This window comes from Pseudomonas sp. SORT22, assembly GCF_018417635.1.
Lineage (GTDB): Bacteria > Pseudomonadota > Gammaproteobacteria > Pseudomonadales > Pseudomonadaceae > Aquipseudomonas.
Genome location: NZ_CP071007.1, coordinates 3921917 through 3941528 on the forward strand (window position 1 = coordinate 3921917; position 19612 = coordinate 3941528).

Annotated in this window: 19 protein-coding genes and 1 pseudogene; 8 read left to right on the forward strand and 12 right to left on the reverse strand. The window is 64.8% G+C overall.

Annotated elements, in window-relative coordinates:
- Positions 1 to 46 precede the first annotated feature (46 nt).
- Positions 47 to 2140 (forward strand): ATP-binding protein, encoded by a 2094-nt coding sequence (locus JYG36_RS17930; protein ID WP_213601906.1) that lies wholly within the window; start codon positions 47 to 49, stop codon positions 2138 to 2140.
- Here JYG36_RS17930 and JYG36_RS17935 read toward each other — a convergent pair whose 3' ends face one another.
- Positions 2141 to 2887 carry an SDR family oxidoreductase gene (locus JYG36_RS17935; RefSeq protein WP_045201367.1) on the reverse strand — a complete coding sequence of 249 codons (747 nt, stop codon included), beginning with the start codon at positions 2885 to 2887 and terminating at the stop codon, positions 2141 to 2143.
- Positions 2888 to 2958: 71 nt separating this feature from the next.
- A complete protein-coding gene (locus JYG36_RS17940) occupies positions 2959 to 4134 on the reverse strand; it encodes a sterol desaturase family protein (protein WP_249744365.1) in 1176 nt (391 codons plus the stop codon).
- 156 nt (positions 4135 to 4290) lie between these two features.
- Between JYG36_RS17940 and JYG36_RS17945 the strand changes: the two genes are divergently transcribed.
- From JYG36_RS17945 to JYG36_RS17960, 4 genes are read left to right on the forward strand one after another with little or no spacing between them, the layout of a single operon-like run.
- Positions 4291 to 6000, forward strand: a complete 1710-nt coding sequence (locus tag JYG36_RS17945; RefSeq protein ID WP_213601908.1) for a copper resistance system multicopper oxidase — start codon at positions 4291 to 4293, stop codon at positions 5998 to 6000.
- Positions 5993 to 6859 carry a copper resistance protein B gene (locus JYG36_RS17950; protein ID WP_213601910.1) on the forward strand — a complete coding sequence of 289 codons (867 nt, stop codon included), beginning with the start codon at positions 5993 to 5995 and terminating at the stop codon, positions 6857 to 6859. Before JYG36_RS17945 ends, JYG36_RS17950 begins: the two co-directional genes overlap by 8 nt.
- Positions 6860 to 6873: 14 nt before the next feature.
- On the forward strand, positions 6874 to 7302 hold the full coding sequence (locus JYG36_RS17955; protein WP_045201363.1) for a DUF411 domain-containing protein: 429 nt from the start codon (positions 6874 to 6876) through the stop codon (positions 7300 to 7302).
- A 10-nt stretch (positions 7303 to 7312) separates the two neighbouring features.
- A complete protein-coding gene (locus JYG36_RS17960; protein WP_093384974.1) occupies positions 7313 to 7747 on the forward strand; it encodes a YqaA family protein in 435 nt (144 codons plus the stop codon).
- Here the strand turns inward: JYG36_RS17960 and JYG36_RS17965 are convergent.
- The 6 genes from JYG36_RS17965 to JYG36_RS17990 all read right to left on the reverse strand — a co-directional run bounded on the left by JYG36_RS17965 (position 7744) and on the right by JYG36_RS17990 (position 13320).
- A complete protein-coding gene (locus tag JYG36_RS17965; RefSeq protein ID WP_213601912.1) occupies positions 7744 to 8328 on the reverse strand; it encodes a DinB family protein in 585 nt (194 codons plus the stop codon). The genes JYG36_RS17960 and JYG36_RS17965 overlap by 4 nt on opposite strands.
- A gap of 10 nt (positions 8329 to 8338) precedes the next feature.
- The gene (gene zapE / locus JYG36_RS17970; RefSeq protein ID WP_213601914.1) at positions 8339 to 9457 is read right to left on the reverse strand and encodes a cell division protein ZapE; all 1119 of its coding nucleotides are present in this window, start codon (positions 9455 to 9457) and stop codon (positions 8339 to 8341) included.
- A gap of 183 nt (positions 9458 to 9640) precedes the next feature.
- Positions 9641 to 10789 (reverse strand): PQQ-dependent sugar dehydrogenase, encoded by a 1149-nt coding sequence (locus tag JYG36_RS17975; RefSeq protein WP_093384986.1) that lies wholly within the window; start codon positions 10787 to 10789, stop codon positions 9641 to 9643.
- 30 nt (positions 10790 to 10819) lie between these two features.
- Positions 10820 to 11107 carry a hypothetical protein gene (locus JYG36_RS17980; RefSeq protein WP_371128683.1) on the reverse strand — a complete coding sequence of 96 codons (288 nt, stop codon included), beginning with the start codon at positions 11105 to 11107 and terminating at the stop codon, positions 10820 to 10822.
- Between the two features lie 152 nt (positions 11108 to 11259).
- Entirely contained in the window at positions 11260 to 12219 is a 960-nt protein-coding gene (speB, locus tag JYG36_RS17985; RefSeq protein WP_195883489.1) for an agmatinase, read from the reverse strand.
- 21 nt (positions 12220 to 12240) lie between these two features.
- A complete protein-coding gene (locus tag JYG36_RS17990) occupies positions 12241 to 13320 on the reverse strand; it encodes an extracellular solute-binding protein (protein WP_213601916.1) in 1080 nt (359 codons plus the stop codon).
- A 100-nt stretch (positions 13321 to 13420) separates the two neighbouring features.
- On the opposite strand from JYG36_RS17990, the gene JYG36_RS17995 reads away from it, so the two are divergent.
- On the forward strand, positions 13421 to 14311 hold the full coding sequence (locus tag JYG36_RS17995; protein ID WP_213601918.1) for a LysR family transcriptional regulator: 891 nt from the start codon (positions 13421 to 13423) through the stop codon (positions 14309 to 14311).
- Between the two features lies 1 nt (position 14312).
- Here the strand turns inward: JYG36_RS17995 and JYG36_RS18000 are convergent, their stop codons facing one another.
- The 3 genes and pseudogenes from JYG36_RS18000 to JYG36_RS18010 all read right to left on the reverse strand — a co-directional run.
- Entirely contained in the window at positions 14313 to 16748 is a 2436-nt protein-coding gene (locus tag JYG36_RS18000) for a TonB-dependent receptor (RefSeq protein ID WP_213601920.1), read from the reverse strand.
- Positions 16749 to 16867: 119 nt separating this feature from the next.
- Positions 16868 to 17746: a FecR family protein gene (locus tag JYG36_RS18005; protein WP_230090831.1), complete on the reverse strand. Its 879-nt coding sequence runs from the start codon at positions 17744 to 17746 to the stop codon at positions 16868 to 16870.
- Between the two features lie 7 nt (positions 17747 to 17753).
- Positions 17754 to 18257 (reverse strand): annotated as a pseudogene (locus JYG36_RS18010) (RNA polymerase sigma factor); the annotation flags it as partial.
- A 133-nt stretch (positions 18258 to 18390) separates the two neighbouring features.
- Here JYG36_RS18010 and JYG36_RS18015 point away from each other — a divergent pair.
- Positions 18391 to 18867, forward strand: a complete 477-nt coding sequence (locus JYG36_RS18015; RefSeq protein WP_195883486.1) for an LEA/WHy family protein — start codon at positions 18391 to 18393, stop codon at positions 18865 to 18867.
- Positions 18868 to 18888: 21 nt separating this feature from the next.
- On the opposite strand, the gene JYG36_RS18020 is transcribed toward JYG36_RS18015, so the two are convergent.
- Positions 18889 to 19143, reverse strand: a complete 255-nt coding sequence (locus JYG36_RS18020) for a hypothetical protein (protein ID WP_213601922.1) — start codon at positions 19141 to 19143, stop codon at positions 18889 to 18891.
- A 131-nt stretch (positions 19144 to 19274) separates the two neighbouring features.
- On the opposite strand from JYG36_RS18020, the gene JYG36_RS18025 reads away from it, so the two are divergent.
- The gene (locus tag JYG36_RS18025) at positions 19275 to 19595 is read left to right on the forward strand and encodes an ElaB/YgaM/YqjD family protein (protein WP_045201351.1); all 321 of its coding nucleotides are present in this window, start codon (positions 19275 to 19277) and stop codon (positions 19593 to 19595) included.
- Positions 19596 to 19612: the final 17 nt, after the last annotated feature.

Here is a 19612-nt window from a genome sequence, read left to right on the forward strand (position 1 = left end):
GCGCGGGACGCTACATTTGCCACTATCCCCAGGCCGGAACACGCGCATGCCGTCGAGCGAACTGCAGTCCCTGCGCCAGCAACTTGAGCAGTTGCAGCAGCAGAACAATCTGCTCACAGCCCAGCTCGCCGAGCGCAGCCGCGCCCGGCCTGCACCTGACCAGCAGGCCCTGGCCGATACCCAGCAGCGTTATCGCTTTCTGTTCGAGGCCATGGACGAAGGCTTTTGCATCATCGAATTCTTCGACGGCCCCCACGGCCCGCTCAGCGACTACGTTCATGTCGAAGCCAACGCTGCCTACGCCAAGCATGCCGGTATCGACAATGTGGTCGGGCAGAAGCTGCGAGAGATGGTGCCCGATGAGGCCGATGGATGGATTGCCCGCTATGGACCGGTGCTGCACAGCGGCAATCCGATCCGCTTCGAGCAGGAGCTGGTAGCCACCGGCCGCCACCTGGACATCTGCGCCTTTCGCCTGGAGCCGGCCAGCCGCAAGCAGGTCGCCGTACTTTTCCAGGATGTCACCGCGCGCAAACGTGCCGAATCCGGGCTCAAGCGCCTCAACCAGGAGCTTGAACAGCGGGTGGCCCAGGCGCTGGCAGAGCGCAAGATTCTCACCGATGTGGTCGAGGCGACCCTGGCGCAAATCCAGGTGGTCGATCTGGACATGCGCTGGCTGGCTATCAACCGCGCCGCGCGTGACGAATTCCAGCGAATTTTCGAGCAAGTACCCAGCGTCGGCGACAGCCTGCCGACGCTCATGGCCAGCCGTGCCGAAGACTGCGCCCAGGGCCTGCAACTATGGAATCGGGCACTCAAGGGTGAGGCATTCGTCGAGGTTGCCGAGTTTGGCGAGGGCGAGCAGCATCGCCACTACGAACTGCGGTTCAGCCCGCTGCATGACAGCAACGGGCAACTGATCGGCGCTTACCTGTTCGCCTACGACATCAGCGAGCGGATCGGCGAGCAAAAACGCCTGCGCAAGACTGAAGAAGCCCTGCGCCAGGCGCAGAAAATGGAAGCGGTCGGCCAGCTCACCGGCGGCATCGCCCATGACTTCAACAACCTGCTGACCGGCATCAGCGGCTCGCTCGAACTGTCGCGCAACCTGCTCGGGCGCGGGCGCCATGAACAGATCGCCCCCTACCTGCGCACCGCTCAGGATGTGTGCAACCGCGCCGCATCCCTGGTTCACCGGCTGCTGGCCTTTTCCCGGCGCCAGACCCTGGAACCGCGCACCATCGACGTCAATCGCCTGGTCGGCGGCATGCTTGAGCTGATCCGCCGCAGCGTCGGCCCGCACATCGACATCGAGGTGTTTACCAGCAGCGCATCCTGCCGAGCCAACATCGACGCCTCGCAACTGGAAAACGCCCTGCTCAACCTGTGCATCAACGCCCGCGACGCCATGCCGGGCGGGGGCAGGATCAGCATCGAAACCCGTCATCTGCCAGCCGATGAGCAAGTCGCCGCGCACCTGGACCTCAAGCCCGGTGACTACCTGGCCTTAAGCGTCAGCGATAACGGCAGCGGCATGCCGCCCCAGGTACTGGCGCGCGCCTTCGACCCGTTCTTCACCACCAAGCCGGTGGGTCACGGCACGGGTCTGGGGCTGTCGATGGTTTATGGTTTCGTCCGTCAGTCCGGTGGCCAGGTGCGGGTGTATTCGGAACCTGGCCAGGGCACCAGCGTGCACCTGTACCTGCCGCGCCTGGACAGCGCCAGCCTGCCGCTTAGCGAAGTGAAACCAACGGCCCGCCCTCAACGTGAACTGCGCGACATGACGGTGATGCTGGTCGATGACGAAGCAACCATTCGCATGCTGGTCGGCGAAGTGCTCGAGGAACTGGGTTGCGCCAGGATAGAATTCGCCGACGGCCACAGCGCCCTGGCGGCATTGCAAAATGGCGCCGGCGTCGACTTGTTGATCAGCGATGTCGGCATGCCCGGCGGCATGAACGGCCAGCAACTGGTGGCCGCCGCCCGCCAATTGCGGCCCGGATTGAAAGTGTTGTTCATCACCGGCTACGCCGAGCAGGCGGTGCTCGGCAGCGGCGTGTTCGAGCCCACTACCCGGGTGCTGACCAAGCCGTTCAGCCTCGACACCCTGGCCCAGCGTATCGAGGAAATGATCGGCTGATCAGCGCCCGCCGCCCAGGTCCAGAAAGCTGCCGGTGGAATACGAGGCCTGGTCTGACAGCAGCCAGAGGATCGCCTCGGCGACTTCCTCGGCCTGCCCGCCGCGGCCCATGGGGATGCCCGGCGCAAGCTTGCTGACCCGCTGCGGGTCGCCGCTGAGGGCGTGGAAGTCGGTAAAGATGTAACCCGGGCGCACGGCATTGACCCGTACCCCTTCGCCGGCCACTTCCTTGGCCAGGCCGACGGTGAAGGTATCCAGCGCGCCCTTGGAGGCGGCATAGTCGACGTATTCGTTAGGCGAGCCCAGGCGCGCGGCCACCGACGAGACGTTGACGATGCTGCCGCCCTGCCCGCCATGGCGGGTCGACATACGCTGCAGCGCGTGCTTGGCGCACAGCATCGGCCCGACCACGTTGGTCTTCATCAGCTTGAGCAGGCGAAACTCCGACACTTCTTCGACCCGGCTCTGATGGCCGATGGTGCCAGCGTTGTTGACCAATGCAGTGACCGGGCCCAGCTCGGCATCGACGCGCTGGAACAGCTGGACGATCTCGTCCTCGACACTGACGTCGGCCTTCACCGCAATGGCCTCGGCACCCAGTTCACGCACCTCGGCCAGCACCCGCTGGGCGGCTTCGTCGTCACGCAGGTAATTGATGCAAATACGGTAACCGGCGCGCGCGGCCAGGCGTGCGGTGGCAGCGCCAATGCCGCGGCTGGCGCCGGTGATCACGATAACCTTGTCCATGGATACTCCTTGCCCCCAATGGCGTTGACCCCTCAAGGCTAACGCAGTCAGGGGCCGGGCACAAAGCCGCTTCAGGCAGCCGGTGGCGGTACCGGTGCCTTGGGTTCGGCCTTGCGCAGCGGGTACAGGTGCTGGCGCACGATACCTTCAGGCAGGTCCTTGCCGAACACGCCGTATCGCGCCGGCCATTCCTTGGGCGGCAGCTTGAAGGTGCCGAACAGCATGTCCACCAGCGGCGTATGGATCGCGTAGTTCTTGTAGATGTAATCCTTGTGCCGGGCGTGGTGCCAGTGGTGATAGCGCGGCAGCACCAGCAGGTAGTTGAGCCAGCCGCCGTCGATACGCACGTTGGCATGGGCCAGCACCGCCTGCACACCGACCAGGATCACGTAAGCGTTCATCGCCTGGGGCGAAAAGCCCAGCAGGATCAGCGGCGCCAACACCCCGGTGCGGGTCAGAAGGATCTCGCAGAAATGAATGCGCGAACCGGCCAGCCAGTCCATGTGCGTGCTCGAATGATGCACGGCATGAAAGCGCCACATCCACGGCACCACGTGATACAAGCGGTGCAGCCAGTACTGGCCGAGGTCGGCGACGAACACCGCGAGCAAGAACTGCACCACGATCGGCAGGCTTTGCACCTTGGCCTGCAAGGTATCGGACAGCACCCAGCCGGCCAGCCAGCTGGACGAGGCGGTGACAAAGATGAGGATGAATTGCACCAGCATATGGCTGACGAAGAAGTAGCTGAGGTCGGTGCGCCAGTGCGGGCGCAGGATGTTTTGCTTCGGGTCCTTGGCGTAGAGTTTTTCCAGCGGGATGAAGATCACCGCCGATACCAGCAGAGCGAGTACAAACCAGTCCAGGCCCAGCGAGTACGGGGTCTGGCCGATGGTTTCGGTCTGGATGTTGGTGCCGCCGAGAAACATCGCCAGGCCTGCCGCACTGATGCCGGTAAAGCCCAGGCGCTTGCGCTTGTTGAGGAGAATGTTCAGGGTGCCCAGGGCGAAGGCCAGGATCAACCCGATCAGCAGCGCGGTACGGGCAAAGTGCACGCTGTAGACCTTGCGAAACTCGGCAAAGGTCAGCCACTGCGGAAACAGGAAGCACAGCACCGCCAGCAGGCTGAGCAGCCCCAGGGCCGCCGAAATGTAACCGCTGATACGCCCCTGGCCGAGCTTGAACGGGTCGTGGCCGTGGCGTTTGAAATAGGCCTTGATTGCCTGCATGAATCGCTGATCCTTCATAGTGGTGGGCTCCGTGCGGCGCGGAGTATACCGACCTGCGGCCACAAGTGAACGCGTACCTGCCTGGCCAGCTGACAAATCTGTAATGCGCTGCTCAGTTTGCTGACAGTCAGCACTGGCTAAGGTCGTGCCATCCCCGCCCCTGGAATGGCAGCCATGCTTCGACACCCGACCCGCCGCACCTTCGTCAAGGGCTTCGCCGCCGGCAGCGCCCTGGCCGGCCTCGGCCTCTGGCGCTTGCCGGCATTTGCTGCGCCCCCTGTGTTTGCCAATGAGCTGAGCGGCGAGCACTTCGAGCTGTTCATCGGTCAGACCCCGGTCAACGTTACCGGCCGCCCGCGTACGGCGCTGACCATCAACAACAGCCTGCCCGGCCCGACCCTGCGCTGGCGGGAGGGCGACAGCGTGACCCTGCGGGTGCGCAACCGCCTGAACGAGCCGACCTCGCTGCACTGGCACGGGATCATCCTCCCGGCCAACATGGATGGTGTGCCGGGCCTGAGCTTTGCCGGCATCGAGCCCGGTGGCGAATACCTTTACCGATTCACCCTGCAGCAGAGCGGCACCTACTGGTACCACAGCCATTGCGGCCTGCAGGAACAGGCCGGGGTCTACGGCGCGATCGTCATCGAACCCAGGCAGCCCGAAGCCCATCGCTACCAGCGCGACTACGTGCTGCTGCTCAGCGACTGGAGTGACCAGGCCCCCGAGGCGCTGATGGCGACCCTGAAAAAGCAGTCCGACGCCTTCAACTACCACAAGCGCACCGTTGGCGACTTCATCGACGATGTCGCCAGAGATGGCTGGCAGCAAACCGTCGCCGAACGCAAGGCCTGGGCGGCCATGCGCATGAGCCCCACCGACCTTGCCGACATCAGCGCCGCTACCTACACCTACCTGCTCAACGGCCAGCCGCCGAATGGCAACTTCACCTGCCTGTTCCAGCCCGGCGACACTGTGCGCCTGCGCCTGATCAACGGCTCGGCGATGAGCTATTTCGACTTTCGCATTCCGGGCCTTAAGCTGACGGTGATCGCCGCCGATGGCCAGCCGGTGGAGCCAGTCGAGGTCGATGAACTGCGCATCGCCGTGGCCGAAACCTATGACGTGCTGGTGCGGGTCGGCGACCTGCCCGCCTATACCCTGTACGCGCAGAGCATGGACCGCAGCGGCTACGCCCGCGGTACCCTGGCGCGCAGCAACGGGCTGAGCGCCGAGGTGCCAGAGCCGGACCCACGTCCCATCCTGACCATGGCCGATATGGGCCACGGCGCCATGGCCGGGATGGGCGCCATGGACCACAGCCAGATGGCCGGCATGGACCATTCGAAAATGACCGGCATGCAGCAACACCCAGCCAGCGAAAGCGGCAACCCGCTGGTGGACATGCAGACCATGAACCCCAGGCCCAACCTCGCCGACCCAGGGATTGGCCTGCGCAACAACGGCCGCCGGGTGCTGACCTACGCCGACCTGAAAAGCACCTTCGCCGACCCCGATGGCCGCGAGCCGTCCCGGGAAATCGAACTGCACCTGACCGGACACATGGAGCGCTTCGCCTGGTCGTTCAACGGCATCAAGTTCTCCGACGCCGAGCCGCTGCGCCTGACCTACGGCGAGCGCCTGCGCATCACCCTGGTCAACGACACGATGATGGCCCACCCGATCCACCTGCATGGCCTGTGGAGTGACCTGGAAGACGAACACGGGCGCTTCCAGGTGCGTAAGCACACCCTCGACATCCCGCCGGGCAGCCGCCGTAGCTACCGGGTCAGCGCCGACGCCCTGGGCCGCTGGGCCTATCATTGCCACCTGCTCTACCACATGGAGATGGGCATGTTCCGCGAGGTACGCGTCGATGAATAAGCCCATTTTTCGGCCGCTGTTCGGTGGCTTCGCCCTGCTCGCCCTGCTGGCCAGTGAAGAGACCCGTGCCGAGGCGATGGATCACGCCGCCATGGGCCACGGTGCCATGAACCATCAAGGCATGAACCACAGCATGGCGCCGGGCACTCCACGCACGCCACTGCGTCCGATCACCGACGCCGAGCGCCAGGCGGCCTTCCCGCCGCTGCCCGGTCATCAGGTCCATGACCGGCAGATGAACTGGGCCGTGACGGTCGAGCAACTGGAATACCAGAACTTCGACAACAGCAGCGCCCTGAAGTGGGACGCCAACGCCTGGATCGGCGGCGATGTCGACCGCCTGTGGCTGCGCAGCGAAGGCGAACGCGAACAGGGCGTGACCCATAAGGCCGAACTGCAGGCGCTCTGGGGCCATGCCATCAGCCCCTGGTGGGAGCTGGTCGGTGGCCTGCGCCAGGACTTCAAGCCGGCCACTGGCCAGACCTGGGCCGCCTTCGGCATCCAGGGCACGCCGCTGTACGGGCTGGAGCTGCAAGCCACCCTGTATGCCGGCGAACGTCAGCAAACCGCGCTGCGCCTGGAGAGCAGTTACGCTATCCTGCTGAGCAATCGCTGGATCCTCGAACCGTCGCTGGAGGCCAATTTCTATGGCCGCAACGACGCCACCCGGGACCAGGGCAGTGGCCTTGCCGACAGCGAGATCGGCCTGCGCCTGCGCTACGAAATCACCCGTGGCTTTGCCCCGTACCTGGGCATCAGCGTCAACCGGGCCTACGGCAACAACGCCGAGCAAATCCGTGATGAGCACGGCGACATCGGCCAGACCCGCCTGGTCGCTGGAGTTCGCCTGCGTTTCTAGAAGTGGAGAAGTACATGCTGAGCAAGAAAATCGTCGCCTTCGGCCTGCTGGCCCTGAGCACCCTGGCCCAGGCCGGGCCGACCATCGATGTCTACCGTGACCCCAACTGCGGCTGCTGCAAGGACTGGATCAAGCACCTGCACGACAACGGCTACACGGTCAACGACCATGTCGAGCCGAACATGAGCGCGCTCAAGCAGCGCCTGGGCGTCGAGCCGCGCCTGGCCTCGTGCCATACCGGGGTGATCGACGGCAAGTTCGTCGAAGGCCATGTGCCGGCCGAGCAGATCAAGCTGCTGAGCAAGCGTCCCGACCTCAAGGGCCTGGCCGTACCGGGCATGCCCATGGGCTCGCCGGGCATGGAAATGGGCGACCACAAGGACGCCTACCAGGTCATCGGCCTGACCCTTGAGGGCAAGGACGAAGTGGTCGCCAACTACTGATCAGGCCTTGATGCTCAGCTATTGGGCGCTGTTTCTCAGCGCCTTCGGCGCAGCCACCTTGCTGCCGCTGCAATCGGAAGCGGTGCTGGTCGGCCTGCTGCTGCGCGAACCTGAGGCGCTGGTCAGCCTGTTGCTGATCGCCACCGCCGGCAACGTGCTCGGTTCGATCGTCAACTGGCTGCTGGGCCGCGGCATCGAGAACCTGCGCGACAAGCGCTGGTTCCCGTTCAAGCCCGAGCAACTGGCAAAGGCCCAGCAACGCTACCAGCGCTATGGCCAGTGGTCGCTGCTGCTGAGCTGGATGCCGGTGATCGGCGACCCGTTGACGCTGATTGCCGGGATCATGCGCGAGCCGTTCTGGCGCTTTTTAGTGCTGGTCACCCTCGCCAAAGCCGGGCGTTACCTGGTGCTGGCGCTGCTGACGCTGGGCTGGATGCAGCACTAGCGCCCCCAGATCTGCGCCTCGGTCCAGCCCAGTTCGGCAAAGTCCTGGGCGCGCAGGTGCGCTTCATCCTCACAAAAGAATTCATCCAGTTGCGGTGGGCGCACCGCGGTGTCGCTGAGCATCGCGTGCACCTGGCCACGGTGGTGGATCTGGTGCTCGAACAGGTGCGAGAGCAGGCGCAGGCGTTGTTCGCGCTGCACCCAGTCGGGGCGCACGATGTTCACATAGCGCTGCAACTGGTCGTCACGTAACTGGCTGCAGTAAGCGATCAGGCGGTGATCGGCCTGCAACTGTTCGGCGTGCAGTTCCAGGCAGGTGGCAAAAGGCTCCTCGGGCTGGAAAAAACGCTCGCTGTCCGGGTCTGGCGCTTCGCCGCGCTGCTCACACTCAAGGGCCTGCAGGTAGAACCAGTCGACGGTGAGGATGTGGTTGAGGGTCGCCTTGATCGACGGGAAAAAGCTCGCCCGCGGGGCGACGAACTCATCCTGGCTCAGTTGCCTGCAGGCCTTGTACACCCGGTGGTTGGCCCAGCCGTTCTGGTAGGCCATGGTCAGCAGGTGGTGCGAAAGAGGCTCGGCCATGATCGATTCCTCAGCAGAAGCGTTGCAGTTGCATCTCCCGCAAGCGGCTGAGCGTACGCCGGAACGGGAACTCCAGATACCCTTCAGTGTAGAGCGCTTCCAGGGCGACCTCGGCTTCCAGGTACAGGGCGATCCGCCGGTCGTAGCATTCATCGACCAGGGCGATGAAGCGCCGCACGCTGTCGTCATGCACCGACAGTTGCGGCAGCTCGCGGTCGCCGGCGACCACCCGCCGGGCGCCGTCCTCGGTGCCGCGGGCAATCTTCGCCGGGCGCTGGCGGGCGCCGAGCGCCGGTACCTCGCCGAGCAGGATGGCCTGGAAGCGGTCGCACAGGGCCATGAAATCCATGGCGGCGAAGGGTTGCTCACAGAGGTCGGCGTAGCGGCACCAGAGCACCGTCTCGCAGCGTTGCACCACGCTGAGCTGGCGTGAGCCGATCAGCAAGGGTTGTTCGGTCGCCGCTTGCTCACCGCGCAGTTGCTCGAAGACCTGCGCCAGGGCTGCGGGCTGGCCTTTCTCGGTAATCCAGTAACGCTGTATCCGCGCGCCCGGATGCAGGCGATGGTCTTGCTCACCCGCCACTGCCACCACCTGCATATGCTGCTCGATGGCGGCAATCGCCGGCAGGAAGCGCTCGCGGTTGAAACCGTCGCTGTAGAGCTGCCCGGGCGGCTGGTTGGAGGTGGCCACGATCACCACCCCGGCCTCGAACAGCACCTGGAACAACCCGCCGAGAATGATCGCATCGCCGATGTCGTTGACGAACAACTCGTCAAAGCACAGCACGCGGATTTCTTCGGCCAGGGACAAGGCCAGGGCCTGCAAGGGCTCGGCGGTGCCATTGAGCTGGAACAGGCGCTGATGCACCCAGCGCATGAAGTGATGAAAATGCTGGCGCCGGGCCGGAACCTGCAGGCAGGCGTGGAACTGGTCCATGAGCCAGGTCTTGCCGCGCCCAACCGGCCCCCAGAGGTACACGCCCTGCGGGGTTTCGCCGCGTTGCAGGGCCTCGAAGCAGGTTTGCAGGGCGGTGGCGGCCTGCAACTGGGCCGGATCGCTGACAAACCCCTGGCTGGCAATGGCCTGCTGGTAGCGGGTCAGCGGGGACTGTTCGGTGAAGCAGGACATGCGCGGCGTCCGTCGCAAAAGGGGGCATTCTGCGGCGGGGGGCATCGCGGGGCAAGTGGTACCGCCATTGGTAGGAGCGAGCTTGCCCCGCGATGAGGCCAGTACAGTCAGCACATCGGATGTTGTCTGAGATTCCACCGCTGCGCGCTCGATCGCGGGGCAAGGCCCGCTCCCACAAGGTCTCTACAGATCCAGCCCGACTTTGAGCAGCGCCCCATCCGTCTCATCGGTAAGCACGTACAGATACCCATCCGGCCCTACCCGCACGTCGCGAATCCGCGCCTTGAGCTCGCCGAGCAGGCGCTCTTCATGCACCACCTTGTCGCCCTTGAGCTCCAGGCGAATCAGTTCCTGCGCCGCCAGGGCGCCGATGAACAGGCTGTGATCCCAGGGTTTGAAGCGCGGGTTGTCGTAGAACGCCATGCCGCTGATGGCCGGGGACTTCTCCCAGACATGGTGCGGGTCGAGCATGCCCTCGACATGCTCGCCCTTGGCCTCCGGGATCGGCATCAGCGAATAGTTGATGCCGTGGGTAGCGATCGGCCAGCCATAGTTCTTGCCGGGTTTGGGGATATTGATCTCATCGCCACCACGGGGCCCATGCTCGTTGGTCCACAACTCGCCGGTCCAGGGGTTGAGCGCCGCGCCCTGCTGGTTGCGGTGGCCAAACGACCAGATTTCCGGGCGCACGTTGGCCTGGCCGACGAACGGGTTGTCCTTGGGCACCGTGCCATCCGGGAGGATGCGCACCACCTTGCCCTGCAGCTTGTCGAGGTCCTGGGCGGTCGGGCGCTGGTTGTTCTCGCCCAGGGCGATGAACAGGTAGCCGTCGCGGTCGAACACCAGGCGCGAGCCAAAATGGTTGCCGCTGGAGAGCTTGGGCTGCTGGCGGAAGATCACATTGAAGTCTTCAAGCTTGGCACTGTCGGCCGACAAGCGCCCGCGGCCCACCGCGGTACCGGCCGTGCCGCCCTCCCCACCGCCTTCGGCATACGACAGGTAGACCATCCGGTCCTGCTTGAAGGTCGGTGACAACACCACGTCGAGCAAACCGCCCTGGCCCTTGGCCCAGACTTCGGGGACGCCGCCCAGCGGCGGCCCGACCTTGCCTTCGGGGCTGACAATGCGCAGGTTGCCGGCGCGCTCGGTCACCAGGATGCCCTGGCCGTCCGGCAAGAACGCCAGGGCCCAGGGATTGCGCAGGCCTTCGGCGAGGGTGCTGACCTTGACGCTGCCCTCCTCGCTCTTGAAGTCACGCTCGGGCGCGGCATGGGCCAGCAGCGGCAGCAGCGCCGCGGTCATCAGGGTGGGTAGCCAGGTGCGTGGGGACATCAGCGATTCCTTCCAGGGAGGGCCTGTTATTCAGGGTGCGGGCGCGCGCGGCGGCCGGCTGGGTTCCAGGCGCGGGGTGGTCTGTTCGCGGCGGATGTTTTCGCCATTGCCGATACCACGGTTCTCGAGGGTCGGCGGGCGCGGGTTGGGCTGGGTCGACGGGCCGCGCACCGGCGGCGTGGCCGGCACGCTGCCCTGGCGGCTGTTGGGGTTGGCGCGCATGATCGGGCTGTTGTAGGGGTTGTTGTTGCTGGCCGCCAGCTGCAACGGCGCGGCAACAGGCGCCGCCTGCAGCGGCGAGCTCAGGAGCAGGGCCATGGCCAGGCCCGTCAGTGATCGGTTCACGGTATTCACCTCCGGCAACACACGGCGCCGAAAACCAGCGCGCCCAAGCGTTGGATAGCCTAAGGCGCGACAGGTTCGCCGGGAAACCTCGATTTGCCCCGCAGGTGATTCATTTTGTTACCGGATCAGCCATCGACCTTATGCTTCGCGGCGTACAGGCAGAGCATCTCCATGGCCAGGGTGGCCCCAGCCAGGGCGGTGATATCGGCATGGTCATAGGCCGGCGCGACTTCCACCAGGTCCATGCCCACCAGGTTGATGCCGCGCAGCCCACCGAGGATTTCCAGCGCCTGCACCGTGGTCAGGCCGCCACACACCGGGGTGCCGGTGCCGGGCGCGTAGGCCGGGTCCAGGCAGTCGATGTCGAAAGTCAGGTACACCGGTTGCTCGCCAACCCGCTGGCGAATCGCTTCGATGATTGCCTGGGTACCACGTTGATGCACCTGGCGGGCATCGAGCACAGCAAAGCCCTGGGTATCGTCATTGGTGGTGCGCAGGCCGATCTGCACCGAGCGCGCCGGGTCTACCAGGCCTTCGCGGGCCGCGTGCCAGAACATGGTGCCGTGATCGACACGCTGGCCCTCCTCGTCCGGCCAGGTGTCGCTGTGGGCATCAAAATGAATCAGCGCCAGCGGACCGTGTTTGCGTGCATGGGCCTTGAGCAGCGGGTAGCTGATGAAGTGGTCGCCGCCCAGGGTGAGCATGGCGCAGCCGGCTTCGAGAATCTGCTCGGCATGGGCCTGGATGCTTTCGGGCACGGTGTGCGGGCTGCCGTAGTCGAAGTTGCAGTCGCCGTAGTCGATTACCGCCAGGTGCTCGAAGGGGTCGAACTCCCACGGCCAGTGCCGGGCCCAGGCCTGCTGCACCGAGGCGGCACGAATCGCCCGCGGGCCGAAGCGCGCACCCGGGCGGTTACTGGTGGCGGTGTCGAACGGCACGCCGCTGACCACCACATCGACGCCGCGCAAATCGCGGCTGTAGCGCCGGCGCGAAAAACTGGTGATACCGGCAAAGGTGTTTTCGGCGATGGTGCCGTAGAGGCTTTCGCGGGTAATGGCCTGGTCGTTGTCGGGGGCGAGGTCCATGGTCGGGCTCCTGGTTTGTTGTTATTGGCGGCTACGGAAGGTGGTCCACAGGCGGGTGCGCTGGCGCATGTCGGCGAGGCTCATGCTGCGGTCGGCAAACAGCCGCGCGCGTATTTCGGCCGAGGGGTAGATGTCCGGGTCGCCGCGCACCGCTTCATCCACCAGAGGCGTGGCGGCCTGGTTGGCATTGGCGAAGAACAGCGTGTTGGTCAGTGGCGCCACCGAGTCCGGGCGCAACATGAAGGCGATGAAGGCGCGGGCCGCTTCTGGGTGCGGCGCGTCCTTGGGCATGACCAGGTTGTCCTGCCAGATCAGCGTGCCTTCGCGGGGGATGCGGTAGATCACCTGGTACGGCTTGCCGGCCTTGTGCGCCTGGTCGGCGGCCATGGCTGCATCACCGTTGTAGGTCAGCGCCAGGCACACACTGCCGTTGGCCAGGTCGTTGATCTGCCGGCCGTTGGCGACATAGCTGATTGACGGCTGCAGTTGCTTGAGCAGCGCCTGGGCGGCCGCCAGGTCGTCCTTGTCACGGCTGTAGGGATCCTTGCCAAGGTAATGCAGGGCGACGCCGATCACCTCCTGAGGCGAGTCGGACATGGCAATCCCGCAATCCTTGAGCTTGCTGGCGTACTCGGGCTTGAACAACAGGTCGAGGCTGTCCAGCGGCACATCACCCAGGCGTTGGCGCACCGCCTCAAGGTTCATGCCCAGGCCGAGGGTGCCCCAGGTGTAGGGCACGGCGTACTGGTTGCCAGGGTCGACCTCGGCCAGCTTGGCCAGCAGGTCCGGATCGAGGTTGGCGTAGCCGGGCATGGCCTGGGCCTGCAGCGGTTGCAAGGCGCCGGCAGCCAGGGCGCGGGCCAAAAGGCTAGAAGATGGCACCACCACGTCATAGCCACTGCCACCGGTGAGCAACTTGGTTTCCAGCACTTCGGTGGTGTCGAAGGTGTCGTAGCGCACCTTGTAGCCGGTTTCTTGCTCGAAGCGCTGCAAGGTCTCGGGCGCGACGTAGTCGGCCCAGCTGTACAGGTTGAGGACTTTTTCCTCGGCCTGCACCGGCAAGGCCAGGGCCAGGGACAACAACCACAGGGATGTACGCATGTCGGGCACCTTTGTCAGTGGATGCCGCCAGCATGCCTGCCGGGTTACATTACTAAAATGGCAAGTCAGTTAACCTGACATTCATCAGGAGCAATGTTTGATGCTGGGACAACTGCACGACCTCGACCTGCACCTGCTGCGGCTGTTCGTCACTGTAGTCGAGGCCGGCGGCTTCAGCGCCGCCCAGGGCGTGCTGGGTTTGAGCCAGCCGAGCATCAGCCAGCAGATGGCGCGCCTGGAAACCCGCCTGGGCTATCGCCTGTGCCGCCGCGGCAAGGGCGGCTTTGGCCTGACCGCAAAGGGTGAAGTGCTGCTCAAGGCCACCCGCGAACTGCTGGTGCAGATCGAGGCGTTTCGGCATCAGGCCAACGGCGTCGCCGGACGCTTGCTCGGCGAGGTGCGCATCGGCATTTCCGAGGCCCAGGAAAGTACCGTGACCTTGCGCCTGGCGCGGGCCATCGAGCGTTTTCGCCAGCGTGACGAGGCGGTGCGCCTGGAGTTGGTCAGCGCCATGCCAGCCGACCTTGAGCGCCAGCTGTTGCAGCAGCGTCTGGACCTGGCCATCGGCTATTTTTCCGGCAAGCAGGCAGCGTTCGATTACACGCCGTTGTTCGAAGAAAACCAGCGCCTGTACTGCGCCAGCCATCATCCGCTGGCCGGGCAAACCGAGGTCAACCTGGCGGCCTTGCAACAGGCCGACCAGGTCGAACACCCCTACCGCTTCCAGAGCCGCCAGGAACCCTTTGACGGCACCAGCGGCGCGGCCCGTTCCGAGCAGGTCGAAGGCGCGCTGGCCTTCATCCTCTCCGGCCGGCACATCGGTTATCTGCCCTGCCACTACGCCGAGCCCTGGGTCGCGCGCGGCCTGTTGCAGGCTCTGGACCCGGCGCTGGATTTTGCCGTGCCGTTCGTGCTGGTGCGCCACCGCGCCCAGGTGGCCAGTGATGCCGAGCAGGCCTTCGCAGCCGACCTGCTGGCCGCCTTCGCCTGACTCAGTAGGCCAGCGACCAGGTCAGGGTGTAGGTGCGGCCACGGCCCTGGTAGTCATAGAGATAGGCCGGGCCATAGGTCGGCGAATAGAACAGCGTCGCGCGCTGGCCCCAGACGGTGCTGTACTGCTTGTCGAGCAGGTTCTGGATACCGGCGCTGACGGTGCCGAAACCGGTGTCCTGGCTACCCAGCAGGTCGAAGGTGGTGTAGCCGCTGATCGTGTGATCGGCATCGTCCTTGAGGGTGAAGGCGTGGTTTGCCTGCAAACGGGCGCTGCGGCCATCGCCCTTCCAGCCGACGAAAGCGGTGGACTTGGACAGCGACGCATAGCGGGCATCGCGCTTGATCCATTCGCCGTCCTTGTCTTGCTCTTGCGAGCGCACCAGGTGCAGGGTGCTACCGGCTTCCCAGCCGCTTTCTAAGTGACGGGTCAACGCGCCTTCAAAGCCGAAATCGCGGCTTTTTTGCTCTTCGACATTGATGGTCAAAGTGGCCATGTCGGTGGTGATGATCTTGTCCGACCAGATGTAGTACACCGCGGCCTGGGCGTCCCAGTCGAGGTCGGCGTAGCGCCAGCCCAGCTCCACCTGACGGCTCTTGATCCCGGCCAGCGGGTTGTCCTCGACGCTCAGGCCCGGCTTGCCGTAGTACTTGGCCGGGTCCGGCAGGTCGAAGCCTTCGCCGTAGTTGCTCCAGACCTGGTGACCGTTCTTGAAGTCGTAGATGGCGCCGAAGTTGAACAGGTTGACCTGGTAGTCGTTGTTGCCGCCGGGCACGTTCTTGAAGTCGCCGACATCGACGTCCATCTGCTGGCGCCGGGCGCCACCGGAAAAGGTCAGGTTATCGGTGGCCTTCCAGTCCAGCTGGGCGTAGGCCGAGATGCCGTCGACCCGGTAGCTGGGGTAGCGTGCTGCCTTGCTGGCTTCATCCAGGTCCAGGCCACCGCTTTCGGACGACGTCAGGGCATTGAAGGTGGTCTGGTCGGCGTTGAAACGCTCGCGGTCCAGGTCCACACCGTAGGTCAGCTTGAGGCTGTCCCACTGCTTGGCGAACAGCGCCTTGAGGCTGCTGACTTCGAAGTTCTGCTGCGAGGCGGCAAAGTACACGCCTTTGGAGCCCGCCGGTTTGCCGGTGTTGTAGTACGGGAACGGGTAGAAGTTGTCGTCTTCCTTGCGGTACGAGGCCTGCAGGTAGAAGTCCTGGCCGAGCACATCGCTGTGGTGGTAGTTGGCGTTGAGCAACAGGCGCTTGGTGCGCGGCTCAAGATCGGTGGAGTAGCCGCCGCGCAGTTCGGCGTCTTCCAGATCCGACGGGCCGTTGTAGTTCAGGTTGGGAAAGTAGATACCGGTGCTGCCGTGGTTGCCCGAGTCGTAGTACTGGGCCAGCAGGTCGAGGCTCTGCTCGTCGTTGAACTTCAGGCCCAGGCTGCCAAGCACGTCGATGGTGCGGTTGTACTGCAGGTCGGTCTGGGTGTTGTCGATGAAGATCTGCTCGCCGGCGCCGTCGTAGAAGGCTTCGTTCTGCTCGGCAGACACACCCAGGCGCGCATTGATGCGCTCGTTGCCGCCGCTGATCGACTGGGCGATGCGGGTCGACAGGTCGTCGCTGTTGTTGAAGCCGCTGCTGGCACCCAGCTGGGTTTCAAAGCGCGCCGGGCCTGCTTCGCCCTTCTTGGTGACGATATTGATGATGCCGCCGGTGGCGCCGCCGCCGTAGATGGCACTGGCCCCGGAGAGCACTTCGACGCGCTCGACGTTGAACGGCGAGATGCTGTCAAACTGGCGCGACAAACCCCGCGAGCTGTTCTGGCTGACGCCGTCGATCATCACCAGGACATTGCGCCCGCGCATGTTCTGCCCGTAGTTGGTACGCCCTTCCGGCGCCAGGTCCAGACCCGGGACCAGCTTGCCGATAGCTTCCTTGAGGCTGACGCCGCTGTCGATCTGCTCACGCAGTTGCTGCTGGTCGACCACCCAGACAGTACCGGGGATTTCGCTGATCGAAGTGCTGGTACGCGAGGCGACGCTGACTTCGATGGGCTTGAGGCTGACGCTTTGCGCCGCCGCGCTCTTGCGCAGGATCACCGTATTCTGCGCGCTGAACTGCCAGCTCATGCCGCTGCCGGCCAGCAGGCTCTGCAAGGCCTGGGCAATGCTGTAGCGGCCCTGGAGCGCCGGGCTTTGCCGGCCCGCCACATCCTGGCTGGTGAACAGCAGGTGCAGGCCGGCCTGGTCGGCGAAGGCGGTCAGTGCCTGGTCGAGGTTCTGCGCAGGCAAGTCCAGGGATACTTCACGCTCCTGCTGGGTGCTGGCGCCTTTTACCGGGTCGGCGGCGTGCACCTGCAGGGTGCCGAGCAACGCGGCGACGGCGGTCGAGGCCAGCAGGACGTGTTTGAAATAACCGGTGGAACGGGCGATTGGCTTGAGCGGACCCTTCACTGTTTTCTTCCAGGCAAATGGTTGTAAATGAGAATGGATTGCTGATCAGTCTCACTACGACGATTGGGCGAAGAAGAACTTGCAGTGGGAATTCGAAAATATTTTTTCAGTACTGCAGGTCAGTACACCACAGCCAGCCACGGCAAGTAGGTAACCTTCAGCGCATAGCGCTGTTCAAGGGTGCGCAACAAGCCTTCAGGGTCGTTCAGGTCAAACACCCCGCTGACCTGCAGCGCCGCCAGTTGCTGATCCGACAGCACGATGCGCCCGTGCTGATAGCGCTCAAGCTCGGCCAGCACTTCGCGCAGCGGCTTGCCGTTGAAGATCAGCTTGCCGCGCTGCCAGGCGGTTTGCGCGCGGGCGTCGGGCGAGGTTTCCAGCACCTGCCCGCCTACCTGCGCCTGGCCCTGGGCTACCACCACGCGATTGCGCACGCCATCACGGCGCACGCTGAACACCGCAGCGCTGCCCTGCACCGGTTCGGCGCCGGCATCGACCACGAACGGCCGCGGGTCGGCAGCAGGCTCGAACAAGGCCTCGCCGGCCTTGAGCAGCACGCGGCGCTCACCACTGCTGAATTCCACCGACAGCGCACTGCCACTGTTGAGGGTGACCTGCGAGCCATCGGCAAGGGTGATGCGCTGCTGCTGGCCCACCCCGGTGTGGTAGTCGGCAAGCAGGGCCGGCGCCTGCTGCACACCGCCATAGCCGACCAGCGCCAACACCAGCGAGGCGGCCACGGCCGAGCCCCAGCGCCGCCAACGTGGCGCCGGCGCGGCTACTTCTGCCGCCGCCCGGGTCTGCCCCAGGTCAGCCCACAATGCCTCGGCTTCGCCCGCGGCCTCGGCATGCGCCGGGCTCAGCGCGCACCAGCGCTGGTAGCGTTGGCGGTCAGCGGCGCTGGCGTTGCCCGAATGCAGCAGCACCTGCCAGTCGAGGGCATCATCGGACAAATCGCTGATCGGTTGCGGCGCAGGCATGGCGTAGGCGTCAGTCATGGTTGTGTTTGAGCCAGTCGCGGCAATGGCGCAGGGCCTGGCCGATGTATTTTGCCACCATGCTCTCGGAAACGCCCAGCCGTTGTGCAATCTGCGCCTGGGTCAGGCCTTCGACGCGGTTGAGCAGCAAGGCCTGACGGGCGTTGGCCGACAGTTGCAGCAAGGCTTCATCGAGCAGCTCCAGGCGCTCACTGGCGAGCAACGCAGCTTCCGGTGCCGGCGCCGGGCATGGCACCTGACGCGCCGCTTCGCTGTCGTCGAGGCTACTGCTCATGCGTTGTTCGCGGCGCAAGGTATCGATGGCCAGGTTGCCGGCCACGCGAAAGATGAAGCTGCGTGCATGCAGCACCGGCAGGTCCTGCTGCTCGATCTTCACCAGTTTCAGGTAGGTTTCCTGGGCGACGTCGGCGGCCCGCTGGCGGTCGCTCATGCGCCGGGTCAGGAACTGCAGCAGGTCATCGTAATGTTCCTGGAAGCTTGCAAGCAGCCCGGACACGGGAGACGTCAACATGAAGGATTCGATGGCCAGTGGGAAGAATTAGCGGACGTTAATGAGAACAAGTATCTTTCATAACGTACAGCACTTTCAACGCCGCTGTGCATTTGCCACACTCGGGGCTGTTTTCCTGCGCTGGAGCTATGCCGTGACCCGATACTTACGCCTGTGCCTGGCCCTGCTGTTGATCGGCGGTTTGAACGCCTGCGCCCTGTTGCAGCCCCGCGACCCGGTGAACATCAGCGTGATCGGCATCGAGCCCCTGCCCGGCCAGGACCTGGAACTGCGCATGGCGGTGAAGATCCGTGTGCAGAACCCCAACGAAACCGCAATCGACTACAACGGCATCGCCCTCAACCTTGAGGTCAACGGCCAGCCGCTGGCGGCCGGTGTCAGCGATCGCAGTGGCAGCATCGGGCGTTTCAGCGAGCAGGTACTGGTAGTGCCGGTGAGCATCACCGCGTTCTCGGTGCTGCGCCAGGCCGTGGGCCTGAGCCAGGTGCGCAGCCTCGATGGCCTGCCGTACACGGTGCGCGGCAAACTGGCTGGAGGCGCCTTCGGGACCCGGCGCTTCAGTGACAGCGGCCGGCTCAACCTGCCACAGCCAGCCAACGCCACCTGGTGATGGCGTGATGGGCCCGGGGGCTTACTTGGCTGCGGCCATCAACTTGTTGACTTCACTGCGGACCATGTTGGCGTACTCGGGCGGCGACATGCCGTCCAGCTCCGTCCGCACCCATTCGGCCCACTTGCCCTTGCGCCGCGGCTTTTCGGCGATGATCCGCGCCGCATCGGCCTTGGCCTTGCCCAGGTTGGTCTGCCAGAGCTCGAACAGGCGTGCTTTCTCGTCCTCGATCTGCGCCCGTTCGGCGAAGCTCTTGTTGGCCAGATTGAAACTCATGAGGGGTGTCCTGCCGCTAGAAAATAGGCGCTATCTTACACTGTAGCCGCCGATGCCCGGCAAACCGCTGCAACTTTCAGCGCCCGCCGGCATCCACTGTTCAATGCCCATCAACTGACGAGGAAGCACCCATGGCCAGGAAAACCACCGTGCAAAGCGATGCCGAGCAAATCAAGGACCAGGCGTTCAGTGAGCTGCAGGCGTTGATCGAGGAGTCGGAAAAACTGCTCAGCGAAAGCGCCGCGCTGGTTGGCGAAGAAGCCGAAACCCTGCGCGCCCAGGTCGGACTGAAACTGAAACAGGCCCGCGACGCGGTCACTGGCGTGCGCAGCAAGGCGCAGCCGGTGGTCGAGGCCACCCAGGACTACATCGGCGGCCATCCGTGGCAGACGGTGGCGATTTCGGCAGGCTTTGGCCTGGTGGTCGGTTTGCTGCTGGGGCGCAGGCCATAAACGCATCGCAGGTCCTG

Excerpts from the sequence above, each read along its gene's own strand:
- JYG36_RS17930 (WP_213601906.1), top strand. The coding sequence starts at position 47 with ATGCCGTCGAGCGAACTGCAGTCCCTGCGCCAGCAACTTGAGCAGTTG.
- JYG36_RS17935 (WP_045201367.1), bottom strand. The coding sequence starts at position 2,887 with ATGGACAAGGTTATCGTGATCACCGGCGCCAGCCGCGGCATTGGCGCT.
- JYG36_RS17940 (WP_249744365.1), bottom strand. The coding sequence starts at position 4,134 with ATGAAGGATCAGCGATTCATGCAGGCAATCAAGGCCTATTTCAAACGC.
- JYG36_RS17945 (WP_213601908.1), top strand. The coding sequence starts at position 4,291 with ATGCTTCGACACCCGACCCGCCGCACCTTCGTCAAGGGCTTCGCCGCC.
- JYG36_RS17950 (WP_213601910.1), top strand. The coding sequence starts at position 5,993 with ATGAATAAGCCCATTTTTCGGCCGCTGTTCGGTGGCTTCGCCCTGCTC.
- JYG36_RS17955 (WP_045201363.1), top strand. The coding sequence starts at position 6,874 with ATGCTGAGCAAGAAAATCGTCGCCTTCGGCCTGCTGGCCCTGAGCACC.
- JYG36_RS17960 (WP_093384974.1), top strand. The coding sequence starts at position 7,313 with ATGCTCAGCTATTGGGCGCTGTTTCTCAGCGCCTTCGGCGCAGCCACC.
- JYG36_RS17965 (WP_213601912.1), bottom strand. The coding sequence starts at position 8,328 with ATGGCCGAGCCTCTTTCGCACCACCTGCTGACCATGGCCTACCAGAAC.
- zapE (WP_213601914.1), bottom strand. The coding sequence starts at position 9,457 with ATGTCCTGCTTCACCGAACAGTCCCCGCTGACCCGCTACCAGCAGGCC.
- JYG36_RS17975 (WP_093384986.1), bottom strand. The coding sequence starts at position 10,789 with ATGTCCCCACGCACCTGGCTACCCACCCTGATGACCGCGGCGCTGCTG.
- JYG36_RS17980 (WP_371128683.1), bottom strand. The coding sequence starts at position 11,107 with ATGGCCCTGCTCCTGAGCTCGCCGCTGCAGGCGGCGCCTGTTGCCGCG.
- speB (WP_195883489.1), bottom strand. The coding sequence starts at position 12,219 with ATGGACCTCGCCCCCGACAACGACCAGGCCATTACCCGCGAAAGCCTC.
- JYG36_RS17990 (WP_213601916.1), bottom strand. The coding sequence starts at position 13,320 with ATGCGTACATCCCTGTGGTTGTTGTCCCTGGCCCTGGCCTTGCCGGTG.
- JYG36_RS17995 (WP_213601918.1), top strand. The coding sequence starts at position 13,421 with ATGCTGGGACAACTGCACGACCTCGACCTGCACCTGCTGCGGCTGTTC.
- JYG36_RS18005 (WP_230090831.1), bottom strand. The coding sequence starts at position 17,746 with ATGACTGACGCCTACGCCATGCCTGCGCCGCAACCGATCAGCGATTTG.
- JYG36_RS18020 (WP_213601922.1), bottom strand. The coding sequence starts at position 19,143 with ATGAGTTTCAATCTGGCCAACAAGAGCTTCGCCGAACGGGCGCAGATC.
- JYG36_RS18025 (WP_045201351.1), top strand. The coding sequence starts at position 19,275 with ATGGCCAGGAAAACCACCGTGCAAAGCGATGCCGAGCAAATCAAGGAC.